Annotated in this window: 17 protein-coding genes; 9 read left to right on the top strand and 8 right to left on the bottom strand. The window is 59.1% G+C overall.

Annotation, left to right across the window (positions count from 1 at the left end):
* Positions 1–28 precede the first annotated feature (28 nt).
* Positions 29–1,207 carry a VWA domain-containing protein gene (locus D8V06_RS06775; RefSeq protein ID WP_056855987.1) on the bottom strand — a complete coding sequence of 393 codons (1,179 nt, stop codon included), beginning with the start codon at positions 1,205–1,207 and terminating at the stop codon, positions 29–31.
* A 24-nt stretch (positions 1,208–1,231) separates the two neighbouring features.
* Entirely contained in the window at positions 1,232–2,077 is an 846-nt protein-coding gene (locus D8V06_RS06770) for a MoxR family ATPase (RefSeq protein ID WP_056855986.1), read from the bottom strand.
* 203 nt (positions 2,078–2,280) lie between these two features.
* On the opposite strand from D8V06_RS06770, the gene D8V06_RS06765 reads away from it, so the two are divergent.
* The gene (locus tag D8V06_RS06765; RefSeq protein ID WP_177434391.1) at positions 2,281–2,511 is read left to right on the top strand and encodes a DUF4160 domain-containing protein; all 231 of its coding nucleotides are present in this window, start codon (positions 2,281–2,283) and stop codon (positions 2,509–2,511) included.
* Entirely contained in the window at positions 2,499–2,999 is a 501-nt protein-coding gene (locus tag D8V06_RS06760; protein ID WP_056855984.1) for a DUF2442 domain-containing protein, read from the top strand. The genes D8V06_RS06765 and D8V06_RS06760 overlap by 13 nt, the downstream gene beginning before the upstream one ends.
* Here D8V06_RS06760 and D8V06_RS06755 read toward each other — a convergent pair.
* Positions 2,996–4,072, bottom strand: a complete 1,077-nt coding sequence (locus D8V06_RS06755; protein ID WP_130930658.1) for a DUF748 domain-containing protein — start codon at positions 4,070–4,072, stop codon at positions 2,996–2,998. The two genes, D8V06_RS06760 and D8V06_RS06755, sit on opposite strands and share 4 nt — an antisense overlap.
* Positions 4,073–4,200: 128 nt before the next feature.
* Between D8V06_RS06755 and cysK the strand changes: the two genes are divergently transcribed.
* Together cysK and D8V06_RS06745 are read left to right on the top strand one after the other, a co-directional pair.
* Positions 4,201–5,175 (top strand): cysteine synthase A, encoded by a 975-nt coding sequence (gene cysK / locus D8V06_RS06750; RefSeq protein ID WP_056855982.1) that lies wholly within the window; start codon positions 4,201–4,203, stop codon positions 5,173–5,175.
* 231 nt (positions 5,176–5,406) lie between these two features.
* Positions 5,407–6,345, top strand: a complete 939-nt coding sequence (locus D8V06_RS06745) for an aspartyl/asparaginyl beta-hydroxylase domain-containing protein (protein ID WP_130930657.1) — start codon at positions 5,407–5,409, stop codon at positions 6,343–6,345.
* 60 nt (positions 6,346–6,405) lie between these two features.
* Here D8V06_RS06745 and D8V06_RS06740 read toward each other — a convergent pair whose 3' ends face one another.
* The 4 genes from D8V06_RS06740 to D8V06_RS06725 all read right to left on the bottom strand — a co-directional run bounded on the left by D8V06_RS06740 (position 6,406) and on the right by D8V06_RS06725 (position 10,545).
* The gene (locus D8V06_RS06740; RefSeq protein WP_056855979.1) at positions 6,406–7,347 is read right to left on the bottom strand and encodes a LysR family transcriptional regulator; all 942 of its coding nucleotides are present in this window, start codon (positions 7,345–7,347) and stop codon (positions 6,406–6,408) included.
* A gap of 69 nt (positions 7,348–7,416) precedes the next feature.
* Positions 7,417–8,946, bottom strand: coding sequence for a tripartite tricarboxylate transporter permease (locus D8V06_RS06735; protein WP_056855978.1), 1,530 nt, complete (start codon positions 8,944–8,946; stop codon positions 7,417–7,419).
* On the bottom strand, positions 8,943–9,476 hold the full coding sequence (locus tag D8V06_RS06730) for a tripartite tricarboxylate transporter TctB family protein (protein ID WP_056855977.1): 534 nt from the start codon (positions 9,474–9,476) through the stop codon (positions 8,943–8,945). Before D8V06_RS06730 ends, D8V06_RS06735 begins: the two co-directional genes overlap by 4 nt.
* Before the next feature lie 52 nt (positions 9,477–9,528).
* Complete coding sequence (locus tag D8V06_RS06725) at positions 9,529–10,545, bottom strand: tripartite tricarboxylate transporter substrate binding protein (protein ID WP_056855976.1); 1,017 nt, start codon at positions 10,543–10,545, stop codon at positions 9,529–9,531.
* A gap of 377 nt (positions 10,546–10,922) precedes the next feature.
* Between D8V06_RS06725 and D8V06_RS06720 the strand changes: the two genes are divergently transcribed.
* The 4 genes from D8V06_RS06720 to D8V06_RS06705 all read left to right on the top strand — a co-directional run bounded on the left by D8V06_RS06720 (position 10,923) and on the right by D8V06_RS06705 (position 16,209).
* On the top strand, positions 10,923–11,927 hold the full coding sequence (locus tag D8V06_RS06720) for a 4-hydroxythreonine-4-phosphate dehydrogenase PdxA (RefSeq protein WP_130930656.1): 1,005 nt from the start codon (positions 10,923–10,925) through the stop codon (positions 11,925–11,927).
* Positions 11,928–12,254: 327 nt separating this feature from the next.
* A complete protein-coding gene (locus tag D8V06_RS06715; RefSeq protein WP_056855974.1) occupies positions 12,255–13,430 on the top strand; it encodes an L-rhamnonate dehydratase in 1,176 nt (391 codons plus the stop codon).
* 53 nt (positions 13,431–13,483) lie between these two features.
* Positions 13,484–14,479, top strand: a complete 996-nt coding sequence (gene araD1, locus D8V06_RS06710) for an AraD1 family protein (protein ID WP_056855973.1) — start codon at positions 13,484–13,486, stop codon at positions 14,477–14,479.
* Between the two features lie 149 nt (positions 14,480–14,628).
* Complete coding sequence (locus tag D8V06_RS06705) at positions 14,629–16,209, top strand: aldehyde dehydrogenase (NADP(+)) (RefSeq protein WP_130930655.1); 1,581 nt, start codon at positions 14,629–14,631, stop codon at positions 16,207–16,209.
* 131 nt (positions 16,210–16,340) lie between these two features.
* Here D8V06_RS06705 and D8V06_RS06700 read toward each other — a convergent pair whose 3' ends face one another.
* The gene (locus D8V06_RS06700; RefSeq protein ID WP_130906667.1) at positions 16,341–17,249 is read right to left on the bottom strand and encodes a DMT family transporter; all 909 of its coding nucleotides are present in this window, start codon (positions 17,247–17,249) and stop codon (positions 16,341–16,343) included.
* 179 nt (positions 17,250–17,428) lie between these two features.
* Between D8V06_RS06700 and aceK the strand changes: the two genes are divergently transcribed.
* A complete protein-coding gene (aceK, locus tag D8V06_RS06695) occupies positions 17,429–19,147 on the top strand; it encodes a bifunctional isocitrate dehydrogenase kinase/phosphatase (protein WP_130930654.1) in 1,719 nt (572 codons plus the stop codon).
* The last annotated feature ends 275 nt before the right edge of the window (positions 19,148–19,422 follow it).

Genomic DNA, 19,422 nt, shown 5'->3' with positions numbered 1-19,422 from the left:
GCGATGGCGTCAGACCAGGCAACACAAATCACTTGGAAAGAAACCGCATTCCTTCCTCCAACCCGCGCAAGGTCAGCGGATACATCTGGTCATCGATCAAGTCCCGCACAATATTGGTCGATGAGGTATAGCCCCAAGTGTCCTTCGGATACGGGTTGATCCAGATGAGTTTCTTGTACTTTTCCTTGAACCGCTGCATCCACACATAACCGGCTTCTTCGTTCCAGTGCTCGACACTGCCACCGGCCTGGGTGATTTCATACGGCGCCATGGCGGCGTCGCCGATGAAGATCACTTTGTAGTCGGCGCCGTACTTGTGCAGCAGGTCCATGGTCGAGGTGCGCTCGGACGTGCGGCGCATGTTGTTCTTCCACACCGATTCATAAATGAAGTTGTGGAAGTAGAAGTACTCCAGATGCTTGAACTCGGTCTTGCAGGCCGAGAACAGCTCTTCGCAGATCTTCACGTGCGCATCCATCGAACCGCCGATATCGAACAGCAGCAGCAACTTGACGGTGTTGCGCCGCTCCGGTCGCATCTGGATGTTCAGCAACCCCGCGTCCTTGGCGGTGTGGTCGATGGTGCCATCGATGTCCAGCTCTTCTGCCGCGCCCTGGCGAGCGAACTTGCGCAACCTTCGCAGGGCGACCTTGATGTTGCGGGTGCCCAACTCGACCGAATCGTCCAGGTTCTTGTATTCACGCTGGTCCCAGACCTTGGCCGCCTTGCCCTGGCGCTTGCCGGCGTCGCCGACCCGAATACCTTCCGGGTTGAAACCACCGGAACCGAACGGGCTGGTGCCACCGGTGCCGATCCATTTGTTGCCACCGGCATGGCGTTCCTTCTGTTCTTCCAGGCGTTTCTTGAACTCTTCGATCAGCTTGTCCAGGCCACCGAGGGACTGGATCGCGGCGCGCTCTTCATCGGTCAGCGAGCGCTCGAACTCCTTGCGCAGCCAGTCTTCCGGAATCAAGGCCTGCAGGTGGTCGTCGAGCTTTTCCAGGCCATTGAAGTAAGCACCGAAGGCCCGGTCGAACTTGTCGAAATGCTTTTCGTCCTTCACCAGGATCGCCCGGGACAAGTAGTAGAACTCGTCCATGTCGGCGAAGGTCACGCGCTGTTTCAGCGCGTTGATCAAGTCCAGCAGCTCGCGTACCGAGACCGGCACCTTGGCTGCGCGCATTTCATTGAAGAGATTGAGCAACATGGGTTGACGCCTGTTCAGTAGTGCTTAGCGGCTGCCGCGACGACTCATGAACGCCAGACGTTCAAGCAATTGCACGTCTTGTTCGTTCTTTACCAAGGCACCGGCCAGCGGCGGGATAGCCTTGGTCGGATCGCGTTCGCGCAGCACCGCTTCGCCGATGTTGTCGGCCATCAGCAGCTTCAACCAGTCCACCAGTTCGGAGGTCGATGGCTTCTTCTTCAGCCCCGGCACCTTGCGCACATCGAAGAACACATCCAGCGCTTCGCTGACCAGGTCTTTCTTGATGTCCGGGTAGTGCACGTCGACGATTTTCTGCAGGGTGCTGCGGTCCGGGAAGGCGATGTAGTGGAAGAAGCAGCGACGCAGGAAAGCGTCCGGCAGCTCTTTTTCGTTGTTGGAGGTAATGATGATGATCGGACGCTTTTTCGCCTTGATGGTCTCGTCGATCTCGTAAACGTAGAACTCCATCTTGTCGAGTTCTTGCAGCAGATCGTTAGGGAATTCGATGTCGGCCTTGTCAATTTCATCGATCAGCAGGATCACCCGTTCGTCGGACTCGAAGGCTTCCCAGAGCTTGCCTTTTTTCAGGTAATTACGGACGTCGTGGACCTTTTCGTTGCCCAGTTGCGAGTCGCGCAGACGGCTCACCGCGTCGTACTCGTAAAGGCCTTGATGAGCCTTGGTGGTGGATTTGATGTGCCAGGTGATCAGCTTGGCGCCAAAGGATTCGGCCAGTTGTTCGGCGAGCATGGTCTTGCCGGTGCCCGGTTCGCCCTTGACCAGCAATGGCCGCTCCAGGGTGATGGCGGCGTTGACCGCCAGCTTCAGGTCATCGGTGGCGACGTAGGCCTGGGTGCCTTCGAACTTCATCTGCTAATCCTCGAACGGTAACGCCGACCTGAAGAGGCAGGGCGGGGCGCAATAAAATAGTCAGCCCCGACTATAACGCGCTGCCCGGTCGACTGTGAACGCAGACGGCTTATTCAGTCTCTGAATGGAGCGTCACATCTTGACTCAGTCTCGGCGGCTGGCCAGTATTGAGCTATCGCCACAATGGCGATAGCTTGCGATGCATGTCTACCAAATATCGGTTTCGAGATACCTATCGCATTCAGTTGCGCGAAAAGGATCATCCGCCACCTCACGTCCACCTGGTCGGTGGCGGGCTGGATGTGATGTTGAGCCTGGAAACCATCGAAGTGATGGCGGGCAAGGCACCGCCGCTGATTATCAAGGAGGCGCAGCAATGGGTCAGGGCTCATCAGGCGCAATTGCTGGAGGATTGGAAACAATGTTACCCATGAAACGACCACGATTGTCGGCGGTTCAGGCTTTGCCGGATTACCGGATGGCCCTGACCTTCATTGACGGTCAGCAATTGATTCTGGATTTGAGCCAAGACCTGCAAGCCTTTGCGGGGCTACAACCGCTGTTGGGAAGTGCTTTTGAACAGGTCGTGCTGGGGGATGACGGCTGGTTCGTCGAATGGCCCGAGCAGGACATCCAGATTGGCGCCGATACCTTGTATCTGGATGCTCTCGCGCAAAATGCGTCGGATGAAAATACCCGCATTTTTATCGACTGGCGTGCACGCACCGGCTTGTCACTCAATCAGGCCGCCGAGGCACTGGGAGTTAGCAGCCGCAGTATCAGCCGCTACAGCAGCGGTCGCGAGGCGGTGCCACGTTCTCTGGCCTTGGCGTGTCTGGGCTGGGATTATTTGCAACTGCAATCGAAAAGCCCCAGGGCAGCCGAGGAAAACGGCCGCTACATCGTCACGCGTAAGCGTTAATCGCTATCCGGCTTCGATCGCTCGTAGCGCGCATTGAATGCCTGGATGAAACCATTGCGCAAAATCTGCAAAAACGCTTCGAAAGCGCTGATATCTTGCTGGTGCACGCTGCCGCTGAGTTCGACCCGGGTGGCGAACTGGTTTTTACCCTGATTCTTCAGCACGGTTTCGGTACCGCCCACCAGCGCTTCCCAGACTGATCGGAACAGGCCTTTTTTTTCGTTTTCCACGTCTTGTTGCCAGTTGAATACATCGACGTCGCGCAACAGCGGCTTTATGTAGCCCTTGAGCCGGCCTTTGTTCGCTTCGGCTTCGATCACCACATCGCCATGGCCGGCATTGAAGTCGAACTTGCCATAGGCAGAAGCAAAGTCATTCATGCGTTTGAGCTCGATTTTCCTGGCTCGCATGCGGAATTCAAACTCCTCGAAATTGCTCATTGGATCGAAGGTCGCAGTGGTTTCAAGCGGTGCGTGCCCCAGCAGCAACGCCTTGCCTTCGAACCGTGCGTCGCGTTTGCCTTCGGTGTCGACCACGTTGGTCAGGTTGAAAATGCTCGCGTCGACATTGGTGGCATTCATGTTCACCGGAGGTTTTGAATTGAAGTTACGGAAACTGATTTTGCCGTCCCGGATCCGCACTTCGTTCAAGGTGATGGGCAACAGTTTGCCCAGCTGCGCCCGCCAGTCGGTGCCCTGGCCGGTCTGAGAGTTCTTTTTGTTGGCGCCACCGTCGACGAAGTTCACTTCGGGTTTGATGAACTGGACTTCGGCGACGACCGCATGGTCGTGCCAGAGCGAGTGCCAGCTGACAGAGAGGTCGATCAACGGCGCATTGACGAAGGGTACCGGTACCTTGCCATCGACCTTGACGATTTTCAGCCCGTTGATTTTGTAGGCGCCACGCCACAAGGCCAGGTCCACGTCGGTAATCTGGCCGCGATAATCACCCATGTCTGCCAACCGGTCGTTCAAGTAGTCACGCACCAGGTAGGGCAGTGCGAAATGCAGGGCAATCAGCAGCACAACAAGGCCGGCGAGGGTCCATAGCGGCCAGCTGTATCGACGTTTCATAGTGGCAAATCTCTGGCGATCTAAAGCCATTGACTGCACTGGCGTCTGGACGTTCGACCCGACTGGACGCCTACCGGCAAGAGGCTTACCTTGATGCCCTATTTCAATGCTGTCGTAAGGACCCAGCCATGAGCCGTATTTTTGCTGACAACGCCCATTCCATCGGCAATACGCCGCTGGTTCAAATCAACCGTATTGCCCCTCGCGGTGTGACCATCCTGGCCAAGATCGAAGGGCGAAACCCCGGTTACTCGGTCAAATGCCGGATTGGCGCCAACATGATCTGGGATGCCGAAGGCACCGGCAAACTCAAGCCGGGCATGACCATTGTCGAACCGACTTCCGGTAACACCGGTATTGGCCTGGCATTTGTCGCCGCCGCGCGGGGCTACAAACTGATGCTGACCATGCCGGCATCCATGAGCATCGAACGCCGCAAGGTGCTCAAGGCACTGGGGGCCGAACTGGTACTGACCGAGCCGGCCAAAGGCATGAAGGGTGCCATTGAAAAGGCCGGGGAAATCGTCGCGAGCGATCCGTCCACGTATTTCATGCCGGCACAATTCGATAACCCGGCAAACCCGGCCATCCATGAAAAAACCACCGGTCCGGAAATCTGGAATGACACGGATGGCGCGGTGGATGTTCTGGTGGCAGGTGTAGGAACCGGTGGAACCATTACCGGTGTGTCGCGGTATATCAAGAATACCCAGGGCAAACCGATTCTCTCGGTGGCGGTCGAACCGGTCGTTTCGCCGGTGATCACTCAGTTGATGGCCGGTCAGGAAATCAAGCCGAGCCCGCACAAGATCCAGGGAATTGGTGCCGGTTTCGTGCCGAAGAACCTCGACTTGTCGATGGTTGATCGCGTCGAGCTGGTCAGCGACGAAGAGTCCAAGGCCATGGCCCTGCGTCTGATGCAGGAGGAAGGCATTCTGTGCGGTATCTCCTGCGGTGCGGCGATGGCGGTAGCGGTGAGGTTGGCCGAAACCCCGGAAATGCAGGGCAAAACCATCGTGGTGATCCTGCCGGACTCTGGGGAGCGCTACTTGTCGAGCATGTTGTTCAGCGATCTGTTTACCGACCAGGAGAACCAGCAGTAAACCGCTTTCGTTCGGGTGAGGATGGAGAAGGGGCATAGGCCTTCTCCATCGAGGCTGATGGTCGTCAGCCAGCGTTCAGGCCCTGCGTGTTAACAAGTGCTTTGTTGCGTAATCGTTAACACTGAATGTCGGGGCCGGCGGGTTTTTCCCTTGGTTGGTCATGTTTATCATGCCAGCAGCAACGTCGGGTAAATGGCGTTGTGTAACGTGTCTGTCACCAAGGAGCTGTTGATGACCTTTTCCTTTGCCGCGAAGGCGTCGTTGTTGCTGCTGTTTCTGGGCAGTACCCTCTATGTGCATTTACGTGGCAAGGCGCGTTTGCCGGTCCTGCGCCAGTTCGTCAACCACTCGGCCCTCTTTGCCCCTTATAACGCCCTGATGTATCTGTTTTCCAGCGTGCCTTCGAAACCTTATCTGGACCGCAGCCGGTTTCCCGAGCTGGATTGTCTCAAGGACAACTGGGAAGTCATTCGCGACGAAGCGATGGACCTGTTCGACGAGGGTTACATCCGCGCTGCGGAGAAAAACAACGACGCCGGATTTGGATCGTTCTTCAAGAAAGGCTGGAAGCGTTTCTATCTCAAGTGGTACGACAAACCATTACCTTCGGCAGAGCTGCTATGTCCGAAAACAGTGGAACTGGTCAGCAGCATTCCCAACGTCAAGGGCGCGATGTTTGCGCTTCTGCCAGGCGGCAGTCACCTCAACCCGCACCGTGATCCATTCGCCGGTTCCCTGCGTTATCACCTGGGCCTGTCAACCCCGAACTCCGATGACTGCCGCATCTTCGTCGACGGTCAGGAGTACGCCTGGCGCGACGGTGAGGACGTGATGTTCGACGAGACTTATGTGCATTGGGTGAAGAACGAGACCGACAAGACTCGCGTCATCCTGTTCTGCGATATCGAGCGACCGTTAAGCAACCGATTGATGACCCGCATCAACCGTTCGATCAGTGCTTTTCTGGGCCGCGCCACCGCGCCGCAGAACCTCGATGACGAACGGGTAGGCGGTATCAATCAGGCGTATGCCTGGAGCAAGCGCTTCAGCGACACATTCAGCGGGGCAGTCAAACAGTGGAAACGCGGTAATCCCAAGGCCTACCGAGCCTTGCGCCCGGTGTTGGTGGTGGTGGTGCTGATGGTGTTGGGGTACTGGTTGTTCGGGTGATTGCCTGCATCACAAAAACTCGGATGTAGCATAGGCCCGGCACTAGGCGCCGGGCCTTTTTCATTTGCTCAACGCATGCTCGGCCCTTACCGAATTCATGAACGCCTGCATCGCCGATGACTGGATGCGATGACGTCGTGTGATCAATCCATACGGTGGCAAGCGTGCTTCGAATTTGATCGGCAACACAGCCAGCAAGTCGCGGCCGGGATAATCCTCGACCACCGACAGCGGTGTGACGCCGAGCATGTCGGTTTGTTGAATCAACGACAGTAAGGTCATGATCGAGGTGGTTTCGACGATGCTGCTCGGGATGTCGACCCGGGCGTTGTGGAACACCTGATTGATGATCGCGCGCATCGGGCTCGGGTGCTGTTGCAAGACCCAGGTCATGTTCTGCAACTCGGCCCAGCTCAGTTGCGTCTCCTTCGCCAATGGGTTTTGCGCACCGGCGATCACGCACAGGGCTTCTTCGCCAAGGCTGTCGAACAGCAGTTCTTCGGCCCGTGCACCGACCGGAATCCGCCCCAGTACCACGTCCAGTTGGTCCTGCAACAGCGCCTGCACCAGCACGTCGCTGGTGTCGACCTGAATGCTCATCGACAAGCGTGGATGGCTTTGTTTCAAGGTCGCGATGGTGCGTGTCAGCAAACCCGAAGCCAGTGCCGGGATCGCGCCGACTGCCACCCGGCCCAGATTGCCGGATTCAAGTGCGACCAGTTCTTCGCGCATGCCGCTGAGTTCGGCGAAGACCATGCGCGCGTAGTAAATGACGGTTTCCCCGAACGGGGTGGAGCGCATGCCGCGGGGCAGGCGTTCGAACAACTCGACACCGAGCAAGTCCTCGGCTTCGTGGAGCATTTTGGTGGCAGCGGGTTGGGTCATGCCGATGTGATCGGCGGCGCGGCGCAGCGAACCGAATTCCTGTAACGCCAGCATCAGGCGCAGTTGGCGCAGACGCAGTCGACTATGGATGACATTGGCAACAGGAATTCGGGTCATGGGCTGCGCTCGCAGAAAAGTCTGCGGCAAGCCTGACAACAAATGTCAGGCGTTGCCAGCTTTGCTGTGTCACAGCACCGATTTTGCCTTGGCGACGTGGGATTTGCGCAAGCCCAACAGCGTGCCCAGCGCCTTGGATATCAACGGCCAGAACAGCATCAGCAGCGCTGCAGTGGTCAGGCTGCCGACCAATGGGTTGGACCAGAAAATCCCCAGTTGCCCGTCAGAGAACAGCATCGACTGACGGAATGCATCTTCGGCCTTGTCTCCCAAAACCGCCGCCAGCACCAGCGGCGCAATCGGGTAGCCGAGTTTCTTGAACAGGTAACCCAGCGCACCGAAGCCCAGCATCAGCACGACGTCGAAGAACGAGTTGTGCACCGAGTACGCGCCGATGGCACAGACCATGATGATGATCGGCGCGATGATCGAAAACGGGATGCGCAGGATCGAGGCGAACAGCGGCACAGTGGCCAACACCACGATCAGGCTGACCACGTTGCCCAGGTACATGCTGGCGATCAGGCCCCAGACGAAGTCATGTTGTTCGACAAACAGCGTCGGCCCGGGGTGCAGGCCCCAGATCATCAAGCCGCCGAGCATTACCGCCGCCGTGGCCGAACCCGGAATACCCAGGGTCAGCATCGGCAGCAGCGCGCTGGTGCCGGCGGCGTGGTCGGCGGTTTCCGGGGCGATCACGCCTTCGACTTCGCCTTTGCCGAAGTTCTCGCGGTTCTTCGAAAAGCGCCGTGCCAGGCTGTAGCTCATGAACGATGCCGCCGTCGGGCCGCCGGGGGTGATGCCCATCCAGCAACCGACCAGGGTGCTGCGCACAATGGTCCACCAGTAGCGTGGCAATTTCGCCCAGGTGCGCAAGATCACCATCGGCGTAATACGTGCGTGTTCACCGCGGAATACCAAACCTTCCTCTACGGTGCAGAGGATTTCGCCGATGCCGAACAGACCGATCACCGCCACTTCAAAACTGATCCCGGTCATCAGGATCGGCTGGTCGAACGTCAGGCGCAGGTTGCCCGAAACGGTGTCCATGCCAACGGCCGCCATGGCGAAACCGATCATCATCGCCACCACGGTTTTCAGTGGCGGGTTCTTGCTCATGCCAATGAAAGTGCAGAACGCCAGCAGGTACACCGCGAAGAACTCCGGTGAGCTGAAGGACATGGCGAACGCGGCGATTTTCGTCGACAGGAACGTCAGCAGCAACACGCCGCACAAGGCACCGATCAGGGCCGAACTGAACGCGGCGGTCAACGCTTCGGCAGCGCGGCCTTCACGGGCCATCGGGTAGCCGTCGAAGGTGGTCGCCACCGATGAGGGTTCACCGGGGATGTTGAACAGGATCGAGGTGATCGAGCCGCCGAACAGCGCGCCCCAATACATGCACGACAGCAGAATGATCGCCGACACGGGCGACATGGTGAAGGTCAATGGCAGCAACAGTGCCACGCCGTTGGGGGCGCCGAGACCGGGCAACACACCGACCAGGATGCCCAGCAAAACGCCGACCACCATCAGGCCAATGTGGCCCGGGGTCAGGATCAGGTTCATGCCTTGCAACAGGGAATCGAATTCGCTCATTTGAAGTTTCTCCCGGCCAGGGCAATCCAGTCGCCCATCGGACCGGCATCCAGCGGGACCTTGAACCACAGCGCGAAAATCAGATAGCTGGCAAGTACCGCGCCGAGGGACACGCTGGCGATCATCCATTTGCCGTACGGTTTTGCACGGACTTTGTCACGCCACATGAACCAGGCAATGAACGCCGCCGATGCCAGGTAGATACCGGTGAACGGCATGGCAGCCACGAACAGCGCAATCGGTACAAACACCGACATCACTTGCTTGAAGGCATCGCGATTGACGAAGGCCACGCTCAAGGCGTGCCAGCGCACCAGCGTCAACACGCCATTGGCGACGCTGGCGGCGCTCAGCAGCAGGCCGATGTAGAACGGGAAATAACCCGGCTCGGGGCCGGCATCACCCCAGCCGATGCCTTGTTCGACACTGCCGAACATCACCACGGCGCCGATCAGGGTGGTGAACAGCGTCAGGCCGAGTTCGACCCAACGGGTGCCGACCAGCGCCGGTGAATCCGAAGAATGGGACATCAAACACCTCCAGCAGGTGACGGCCGCCCTTGAGCGAGCGGCCCTGGCAACTTCAGTTTTTCAGCCAGCCGGCTTCCTTGAACACCGGAGTGACGCGGGCGGTGTCTTTTTCGATGTAGGCGGTCAAAGGTTCGCCTTCGAGGAACGTCGGCACCAGCGCGTTCTGTTTGACGTAAGCCTTGAACTCATCAGTCTGGGTGACTTTGCGCATCAGCTCGACATAGAACGCCCGTTGTTCAGCGCTGACATCGCCGGGCATGAACACGGTGCGTGGGAAGCGATACTGGTCGATACCCAGGCCTTGCTCATGACAGGTCGGTACGTCGGCCCAGGATTTGTCGCCGGCGACTTTTTCGGTATAGCCCATGCGCTCCTTACTGAAGACGCAGAGTGGTTCGACCTGATCGCCACGCCACTGGCTGATGCTTTCGCTGGGGTTGTTGACGTTGGCGGCGATGTGTTTGCCAGCCAGTTGGGTGGCGGCTTCACTGCCGCTCTTGAACGGGATGTACACCAGTTTGCTGTTGTTGGTCTGATTGAGCAGCAGGGTCAGGGTCTGGTCGACGTCCTTGGACTGGCTGCCACCCATGCGCAGTTTCGATGGATCAGCCTTGGCCGCTTCGTAGAAACCTTTCGCGTCTTTCCACGGCGCGCCTTTGTAGCTCCAGAGAATGAAGTCATCTTCGGCCACGGCGGCAATCGGGGTCAGTTCCTGCCATTGATAGCCGAGCTTGGACACCAGCGGCAGCAGGTAAATGTTGTTGGTGCCGATCACCAGTTTCTCGGCATCGCCTTTGTTCATCTTCATGTCGAGGAACGCTTCGGCACCGTTGCCGCCGCCCTTGTTGAGAACGATGGTGTTGACGTCGAGCAGCTTGTGGGTGGTGATGATCGACTGGATCAGGCGACCGAGTTGGTCGGTGCCGCCACCGGGGCCACCGGCAACGACGATTTCGACGTTCTTGTCCGGTTGCCAGGCGGCCTGAGCAAGAGCAGGAAGCGCGCCAGCGGCGACCAGGGTGCAGCCAAGAAACAGACGGGAAGTGCGACGGACGAATGCATTTCGCATGATGGAAGAGCCTCGTTTTTGTATTTGTTATAAGTGACTTGTCTGCGCCGTGAAGCCGCAAGCCTGGTCCTGAGTGTGGGAAGGTGTTGTCGCCGCGTCTAGTCAAAACAATACATACACCGATAGCCTGGGGTTATAGCTTGTAAAACGAGGCTGAAGTTATTGCAGGGGTGAGCCTGCTCGCAATGGAATCGACACATGACATAACCCGAGGCTATCGCCTTATTTCAAGTTTTGATTAGACGGTTATCACCAGGCCTTTGATAGTACTCAGCAATGCCGCATGTGGGAGGCTGATGATGTCCCATACAAGAACAATAAAAGAGGTTCGCGCCATGGCTCGTCCCAGCGTGGCCTGAACCCTTGAGGAGTGAAGCATGAAAAAAACCACAATTGCCATGGTCCTCGGAGACCCTGCGGGCATTGGCCCGGAGTTGATTGCACGTCTGCTGGCCGAACCGGAAGTACGCAACAAGGCCAACGTGATCCTGATCGCCGACGAAGCGGAAATGCGTCGCGGCATGCGCATCGCCGCCGTGGAATTCCCCTATCGCCGGGTAGAGTCACTTGAGCAGCTATCGTTCGTTGATGAGACGCCACTTTTTTACGACTTTCGCGGCGACGCGATCGGTGAATTCCCGCGCAGCGAAGCCAGTGTGATTGGCGGTCGCTACAGCCTCGACACGCTGGAACAGGCCCTGCGCCTGACCGAAGCGGGGACTACCGATGCGATCCTGTTCGGCCCCCTGAACAAGACCTCACTGCACATGGCCGGTATGGCGCACAACGACGAATTGCACTGGTTTGCCGAGTTGCTGGATTTCCACGGACCGTTTTGCGAATTCAACGTGCTCGACAATCTGTGGACTTCACGGGTGACGTCCCACGTCGCCCTGGCCGAGGTCTCGGGCCTGCTAAGCCAGGAGCGGGTGGTGGAAGCGATTCAATTGATCGATACCGCGCTCAAGCGCAACGGCCTGGAGAAACCGCGCATCGGCGTTTGCGGCCTGAACCCGCACAACGGCGACAACGGCTCGTTCGGCCGCGAAGAACTGGACATCATCGGCCCGGCGGTGCGCTCGGCGCAGGCACTGGGCATTGCAGCGGAAGGGCCGTATCCCGGGGACACGATTTTCTTGAAGGTACAGGGCGATGCCAGTGCCTTCGACGCGGTTGTCACCATGTACCACGACCAGGGCCAGATCGCGATCAAGTTGATGGGCTTCTCCCGTGGCGTGACGGTGCAGGGCGGCTTGCCAATCCCGATCACCACTCCGGCCCATGGCACTGCGTTTGATATTGCAGGGCGGGGCAAGGCCAATGTCGGCGCCACGCGCCAGGCGTTCGAGATTGCTTGCCGGATGGGCGCCAACAGCTACTGATCCACTTTTTCCAACAACCTGAACTCCCTGTGGGAGCGGGCTCGCCCGCGATAGCGGTCTGTCAGTTACAGCACATGTGACTGACCTGACGCCATCGCGGGCAAGCCCGCTCCCACAGTTTTTTTGCGTGCCGGTTCGATAACCCTACCTCGCTACAAAATCCTTTATGTGATCACCCCTGGTTATCGCCGGATACGCATAAGTGATTATCCGCAGTCCCCGTACGCTGGCTAAAGTCGCCCCATCGAATGCCGGAGCCCTCCCAGAAAAGGCGCTGTGCACACGACTGACAATGACAAGAAGCCGACAGCCCAAGGAATTGTATTCATGAAAATCAAAGCGATCCGTACCCGCGTATTCGAGTGGAAAGGCAAAGTCGTTCCACCGCAAGCGCACTTCTGCACCAACGCCAGCGACATCCTGTTCGAGCGCGGCGACGCCATGGGCTCGTTCCGTTTCCACGGCTGGCTGGTGGTGGAAGTCGAGACCGACACCGGTCTTGTCGGCATCGGTAACTGCGCCCTGGCACCCCGTGTGGCCAAGGAAATCATCGACACCTACCTGGCCCCGATCGCCATCGGCGAAGACCCGTTCGACAACGAATACATCTGGCAGAAAATGTACCGCCAGAGCCACGCCTGGGGGCGCAAAGGTATCGGCATGGCGGCGATCTCGGCGATCGACATCGCCATCTGGGACATCATGGGCAAAGCCGTCAACAAACCGGTGTTCAAGTTGCTTGGCGGGCGCACCAAGGAAAAGATCTGGACCTACGCCTCCAAGCTCTACGCCAACGACAACCTCGACCTGTTCCTCGAAGAAGCCCAAGGCTATCTGAATCAGGGTTTCACCGCGCTGAAGATGCGCTTCGGCTACGGTCCGAAAGACGGCCCGGCGGGCATGCGTCGCAACATCGAACAAGTGCGTGCCCTGCGCCAACTGGCCGGCCCTGACGTCGACATCATGCTCGAATGCTACATGGGCTGGACCCTGGAATACGCACGTCGCATGTTGCCGAAGCTGGCCGAATTCGAACCGCGCTGGCTGGAAGAGCCGGTGATCGCCGATGACATCGAAGGCTACATCGAACTGAAAAAAATGGGGATCATGCCGATCTCCGGCGGCGAGCACGAATTCACCTCCTACGGTTTCAAGGACTTGCTGGAACGCCGCGCCGTCGACGTGATCCAGTACGACACCAACCGCGTCGGCGGCATCACCGCTGCGCGCAAGATCAACGCCATGGCCGAAGCCTGGTCGGTGCCGGTGATCCCTCACGCCGGGCAGATGCACAACTATCACCTGACCATGTCTACCACCGCCTCGCCGATGGCAGAGTTCTTCCCGGTGTTCGACGTCGAAGTCGGCAACGAACTGTTCTACTACGTGTTCAAAGGCGAGCCGCAACCGGTCAACGGCTACATCCAGCTCGATGACCACAAGCCGGGCCTGGGCCTGGAAATCTCCGATGAATACCTGAGCGACTTCAACATCATCGAGTGACCTGCAGGCGCCGTCACTCAGCGGCGCCCACCCTGACTTTCTGGAGGGCCACCATGCGCCTGATTCAATTCGAAAACGCCGCCGGGGAACGCCAGGTCGGACTCGTCGACGGGGCACAAGTCCAAGTGCTTCAGGGCACCCGCAACACCCGTGAACTGGCACTTGCAGCGATCCGCGGCAAGCGCAGCCTGCAAGAGGAGGTCGCCTCGCGCGGTACAGCGCCGGGCCCGGATTACGCACAGCTGTTGCAACAAGGCAAAGTCCTGCCACCACTGGACCATGAAGACCCGGCGCATTGCCTGATCAGCGGCACCGGTCTGACGCATCTGGGCAGCGCCTCGGCGCGGGACAAAATGCACCAGCACGACGGTGCGGTCGAAGCCGGCATGACCGACACCATGCGCATCTTCAAGTGGGGCCTTGAGGGCGGCAAGCCCGCAGCGGGGCAGGTCGGTGCGCAACCGGAATGGTTCTACAAGGGCGACGGAAGTATTGTCGTGCGCCCCGGCGCGGACTTCCCCGTGCCGCCGTTCGCCGAAGATGCCGGCGAAGAGCCGGAGCTGACCGGCCTGTACGTGATTGGCGACGATGGCCTGCCGTATCGGGTCGGTTATGCATTGGGTAATGAGTTCTCCGACCACGTCATGGAACGGCGCAATTACCTGTACCTCGCCCACTCGAAGTTGCGCAGTTGCTCCTACGGTCCGGAATTGCGCGTTGGGGAACTGCCCAAGCACCTGGTCGGCACCAGCCGCATCAAACGCAATGGCGAAACGATCTGGGAGAAGGAATTTCTCAGCGGCGAAGACAACATGTGCCACAGCCTGGCCAACCTCGAATTCCATCACTTCAAATACGCGCAGTTTTTGCGTCCCGGCGATGTTCATGTGCATTACTTCGGCACCGCTACCCTGTCATTCGCCGACGGTGTGAAGACCCAGCCCGGGGATCGTTTTCAGATCAGTCTCGATGAGTTCGGCGCGCCGCTGGTCAACGGTATCGGCGAAAGTGCCCAGCCGTTGGGCATCGGGCAGGTGCGCACCCTCTGACAAGGATCGGGAAAATCCGACGAACCTGCGGAAGCTGGCTTGCCAGCGATTGGCCCTCAAGCCCTGCACCGATTTTTCGGATGCCATCGCCGGCAAGCCGGCTCCCACAGGTCGCGTACCCGTTCCTGCAAATCTTCAGGAAGTTTCTTATGACCACGCTTCTCGGACACAACTACATCGGCGGCCGTCGCAGCGCCAACGGCACCTTGCAACTGCAAAGCCTCGATGCGACCACCGGCGAGCCCTTGCCCGGCCATTTCTTTCAAGCATCGGAAGCCGAAGTGGATGCCGCCGCCAAAGCCGCCGCGGCGGCGTACCCGATCTACCGCAACCTGAGCGCGGAAAAGCGCGCGAAGTTTCTCGATGCAATCGCCGATGAAATCGATGCATTGGGCGATGACTTCGTCGCCACCGTCTGCCGAGAAACCGCCTTGCCTGTCGGACGTATCCAGGGTGAGCGCGGGCGAACCAGCGGCCAGTTGCGCCTGTTTGCCAAGGTGCTGCGACGCGGTGATTTCTACGGCGCGCGCATCGACCGCGCGTTACCTGATCGCCAGCCTCTGCCACGCCCGGATCTGCGTCAGTACCGCATCGCCCTGGGACCGGTGGCGGTGTTCGGCGCGAGCAACTTTCCGCTGGCGTTTTCCACGGCTGGCGGTGACACCGCTTCGGCGCTCGCCGCCGGTTGCCCGGTGGTGTTCAAGGCTCACAGCGGGCACATGGCAACCGCCGAGTGGGTAGCGGACGCGATCATCCGTGCCGCCGAACGCACGGAAATGCCCGCGGGCGTGTTCAACATGATTTATGGCGGTGGCGTCGGCGAATGGCTGGTCAAGCATCCGGCGATCCAGGCGGTGGGCTTCACCGGTTCGCTCAAGGGTGGCAATGCCTTGAGCCACATGGCCGCCACCCGGCCGCAGCCGATCCCGGTGTTTGCCGAAATGTCGAGCATCAACCCGGTATTCCTGCTGCCCGAAGCATTGGCGGTGCGCGGCGAACAGATCGCCGCACAACTGGCCGCTTCGGTGACGCTCGGCTGTGGCCAGTTTTGTACCAATCCGGGATTGGTCATCGGCCTGCGGTCGCCGCAGTTCAGCCTGTTTCTGCAAACCTTCTGCGCGAGCATGAACCAGCAACCGCCACAAACCATGCTCAACGCTGGTGCCCTGGCCAGTTACGGTCGAGGTCTTGGCGAGTTGCACGAACATCCGGGCCTGACGCATGTGGCCGGTAAGCCGCAACAGGGCAATCAGGCGCAGCCGCAAGTGTTCAAGGCCGATGTCAGCCTGTTGCTCAAGGGCGATGAATTGTTGCAGGAGGAGGTGTTCGGGCCGACCACCATCGTCATCGAAGTTGAAGATCGCGCGCAGTTGGCGGCAGCGTTGCACGGCCTGCGCGGGCAATTGACGGCGACGTTGATCGGCGAGCCGGACGAGTTGCTGGAGTACCGCTGGCTGGCTGAAATGCTGCAAGAGAAAGTCGGGCGGATCCTGCTCAACGGCTATCCGACCGGAGTCGAAGTGTGTGAGGCGATGGTGCATGGCGGGCCGTATCCGGCGACGTCCGACTCGCGGGGAACGTCGGTGGGCACGCTGGCCATCGACCGCTTTCTGCGACCGGTGTGCTTCCAGAATTATCCGGATGGGTTGTTGCCCGAGGCGTTGCAGAACAGCAATCCGCTGGGGATTCGGCGGCTGGTGGATGGGGAGGTGAGTGCTTCGGCCTTGTAGTGTCTGAACTGACGCCATCGCTGGCAAGCCAGCTCCCACAGTGATGGGTATCGTGCACATGATTTGTGCTTGGCACTGAACCCTGTGGGAGCTGGCTTGCCAGCGATGGCGTCATCAGCCGCACTACAAATCTACTTGGCCGCCACCACAGCGCCCTTCATCACTGTGGGCTTCAACACCATCCACAACGCCACCGCAATCAACAAGCCGCCATAGACATGCGCCATCGACAGCGGCTCATCCAGAAACAGTGCCCCCCACAACACGCCGAACAGCGGAATCAGGAAGGTCGTGGTCATCGACTTTACCGGGCCAACCGAACTCAGCAGGCGGAAGTAAATGATGTACGCAAACGCCGTGCATCCCAGGCCCAATCCCAGCAATGATAGCCAGACACTCCAACCGCCCCAGCTGGCGGGTGGTTGGCTGATCACGCTGTAGCCAAATAGCGGCAGCAGGAACAACGTCGCCCCCAGCATGCTGCCCAGCGCCGACAAACGGCTGTCCAGACCGCCGGCCTGATCCAGCCAACGGCGGGCCAGAAACCCGGCAAATCCGTAGCAAGTGGTTGCGAGCAGGCAGGCGACGGCTCCCATCAGCAGTTCCATATCGAACGCCACCGGACCGGCACGGGTCAGCACGCCCACGCCGAACAACCCGAGGAATACGCCGCCGAGCTTGGCGCCAGTGAGCCTTTCATGAAAAAACAGGCCGCCGATCAGCACGCCCATCAACGGTGTGGTGGCATTGAAAATCGACGAATAGCCGGCCGGAAGCACCTGCGCGGCCACCGAATAGAGCGTCGCCGGAATGCCGGAGTTGATCACCCCGAGCAGCATCACGGTTTTGAGTTTGCCTTTGAAATCCCAACTGATGCGCATCAGCCCGAGGATCACCAGCAGTCCGGCAGCGGCGATCGAGACGCGGAAAAAAGCGGTGGGAAGGCTGCCAATCACCGGCGCAATGATGCGCATGAACAGGAAGCTCGCACCCCAAATGGCCGCAAGCGACAGTAATCGGAATAAATCGACAGGGTTCACAGCACATTCCTTCCTTGTTGGGGACGAGAGTGTTGCCGAGCGCCTGATCGATGGCAACCGGAAAACGAGCAGAGAACTCTCAAGCGCCTCAATCCCATGGCGCCCGGAAAATTACGCTTCTCCTGCACCCGCTTCACTGGCTAAGCTCAGGGCTCACGAATTCCCGCAGAGGTCTCACCATGCCGCAGCAATGGCCAGCCGCCGACATCGCCCGCTTGATCCTCGATGGCTTTGACGATTACCGCGAGCATTTTCGCCAGATCACCGACGGCGCCCGGGCGCGCTTCGAACAGGCCAAGTGGCAGGAGGCGCAGGCGGCGTCGGCCGCGCGGATCAACCTGTACGAAGAAAAGGTCAGTGAAACGGTGGGCCGCCTGCGCACTGCCTTTGACCCCGACACACTGGACGTCAGTTGCTGGCCACTGGTGAAAAGCGCTTACATCAGTCTGATCGACTTGCGCTTCGACGATGAACTGTCCGAAACCTGGTACAACTCGATTTTCTGCGGCCTGTTCAGCCATGACCTGATCAGCGATGGCTGCATGTTCATCCACACCACCCGGCCAAGCCTGCGCCGGGCTCGTGCTGCGCAAACCCGCACCTACAAGCCTCAGGGACAGTTGTCCGGGATGCTCGCGAGCATCTTTGCCGACTACCGTTTCAGCGAGGAATACGCCGACTTGCCCGGCGACCTGAAGCGTCTCGAAGCACAACTGCGCGAGAACCTCCCGGACTGGGTGTGCAAGGACCCGGACCTGAGCGTCGAACTGTTTTCCTCGGTGCTGTACCGCAACAAGGGCGCCTACCTGGTGGGGCGCATCTACACCGCCGATGAGCAATGGCCGCTGGCAATCCCGCTGCTGCACCTTGAGGGGCGCGGCATCCAGATCGATGCGCTGATCACCGACGAAGCGGACGTGTCGATCATCTTCTCGTTCACCCGTTCGTATTTCATGGTGGATGTGCCGGTTCCGGCGGAGTTCATCGGCTTCCTCAAGCGCATCCTGCCGGGCAAGCACATCGCCGAGCTGTACACCTCGATCGGTTTCTACAAGCACGGCAAGTCCGAGTTCTACCGGGCGTTGATCAATCACCTGGCCAACACCGACGACCAGTTCATCATGGCCCCCGGCGTGCGTGGCATGGTGATGAGCGTGTTTACCCTGCCGGGGTTCAACACCGTTTTCAAAATCATCAAGGACCGGTTTTCGCCGTCGAAAAACGTCGACCGCGCCACGGTGATCGAAAAGTACCGCCTGGTGAAAAGCGTCGACCGCGTCGGGCGCATGGCCGATACCCAGGAGTTTGCCGACTTCCGTTTCCCGTTGAGCAAGTTCGATCCGGCGTGCCTGGAAGAGTTGCTTGAAGTCGCGCCATCGACGGTGTCGGTGGATGGCGACACGGTGCTGATCCGCCACTGCTGGACCGAACGCCGCATGACCCCGCTGAACCTGTACCTGGAAAACGCCAACGAAGCGCAGGTACACGAGGCATTGGAAGATTACGGCCTGGCGATCAAGCAATTGGCGGCGGCGAACATTTTTCCCGGTGACATGCTGCTGAAAAACTTCGGCGTAACCCGTCACGGTCGCGTGGTGTTCTACGACTACGACGAAATCTGTTTCCTGACCGAAGCCAATTTCCGCCACATCCCGCAACCGCGGACCCCGGAAGACGAAATGGCGTCCGAACCGTGGTACTCGATCGGGCCGCTGGATGTTTTCCCCGAAGAGTTTCCACCGTTTCTGTTTGCCGATTCCGGGCAACGCAAGTTGTTCGATCGCTTGCATGGCGAGTTGTACAACGCCGATTACTGGAAAAGCCTGCAAGAGGCGATTCGGGCGGGGAAGGTGATTGATGTATTTCCTTATCGGCGTAAAGGCCACGATACCGAGTAACACCACATGATCGTTCCCGCGCTCCGCGACTGATCGTTCCCACGCTCCGCGTGGGAATGCCTCAATAGACGCTCCGCGTCGCTCTTGGGACGCAGAGCGTCCCGGGCTGCATTCCCACGCAGAGCGTGGGAACGATCAACTTGCGGCTTGTAGCTTGCCGCTTGAAGCTGCTTTTCTGCGACAATCGCCCCCCTGCGCCACTAGAAGACTGAATTGCATCCCCGATGACCGACGAATCGCCCTCCATCGACAAACTGCTGAAAAACCTCGATCAC

It is taken from the genome of Pseudomonas sp. Sample_24 (assembly GCF_004307605.1).
In the GTDB taxonomy this organism is placed as follows: Bacteria; Pseudomonadota; Gammaproteobacteria; order Pseudomonadales; family Pseudomonadaceae; genus Aquipseudomonas.
Note: the sequence above shows the minus strand (reverse complement) of the source record. Positions and strands in the feature narration are given on the sequence as shown.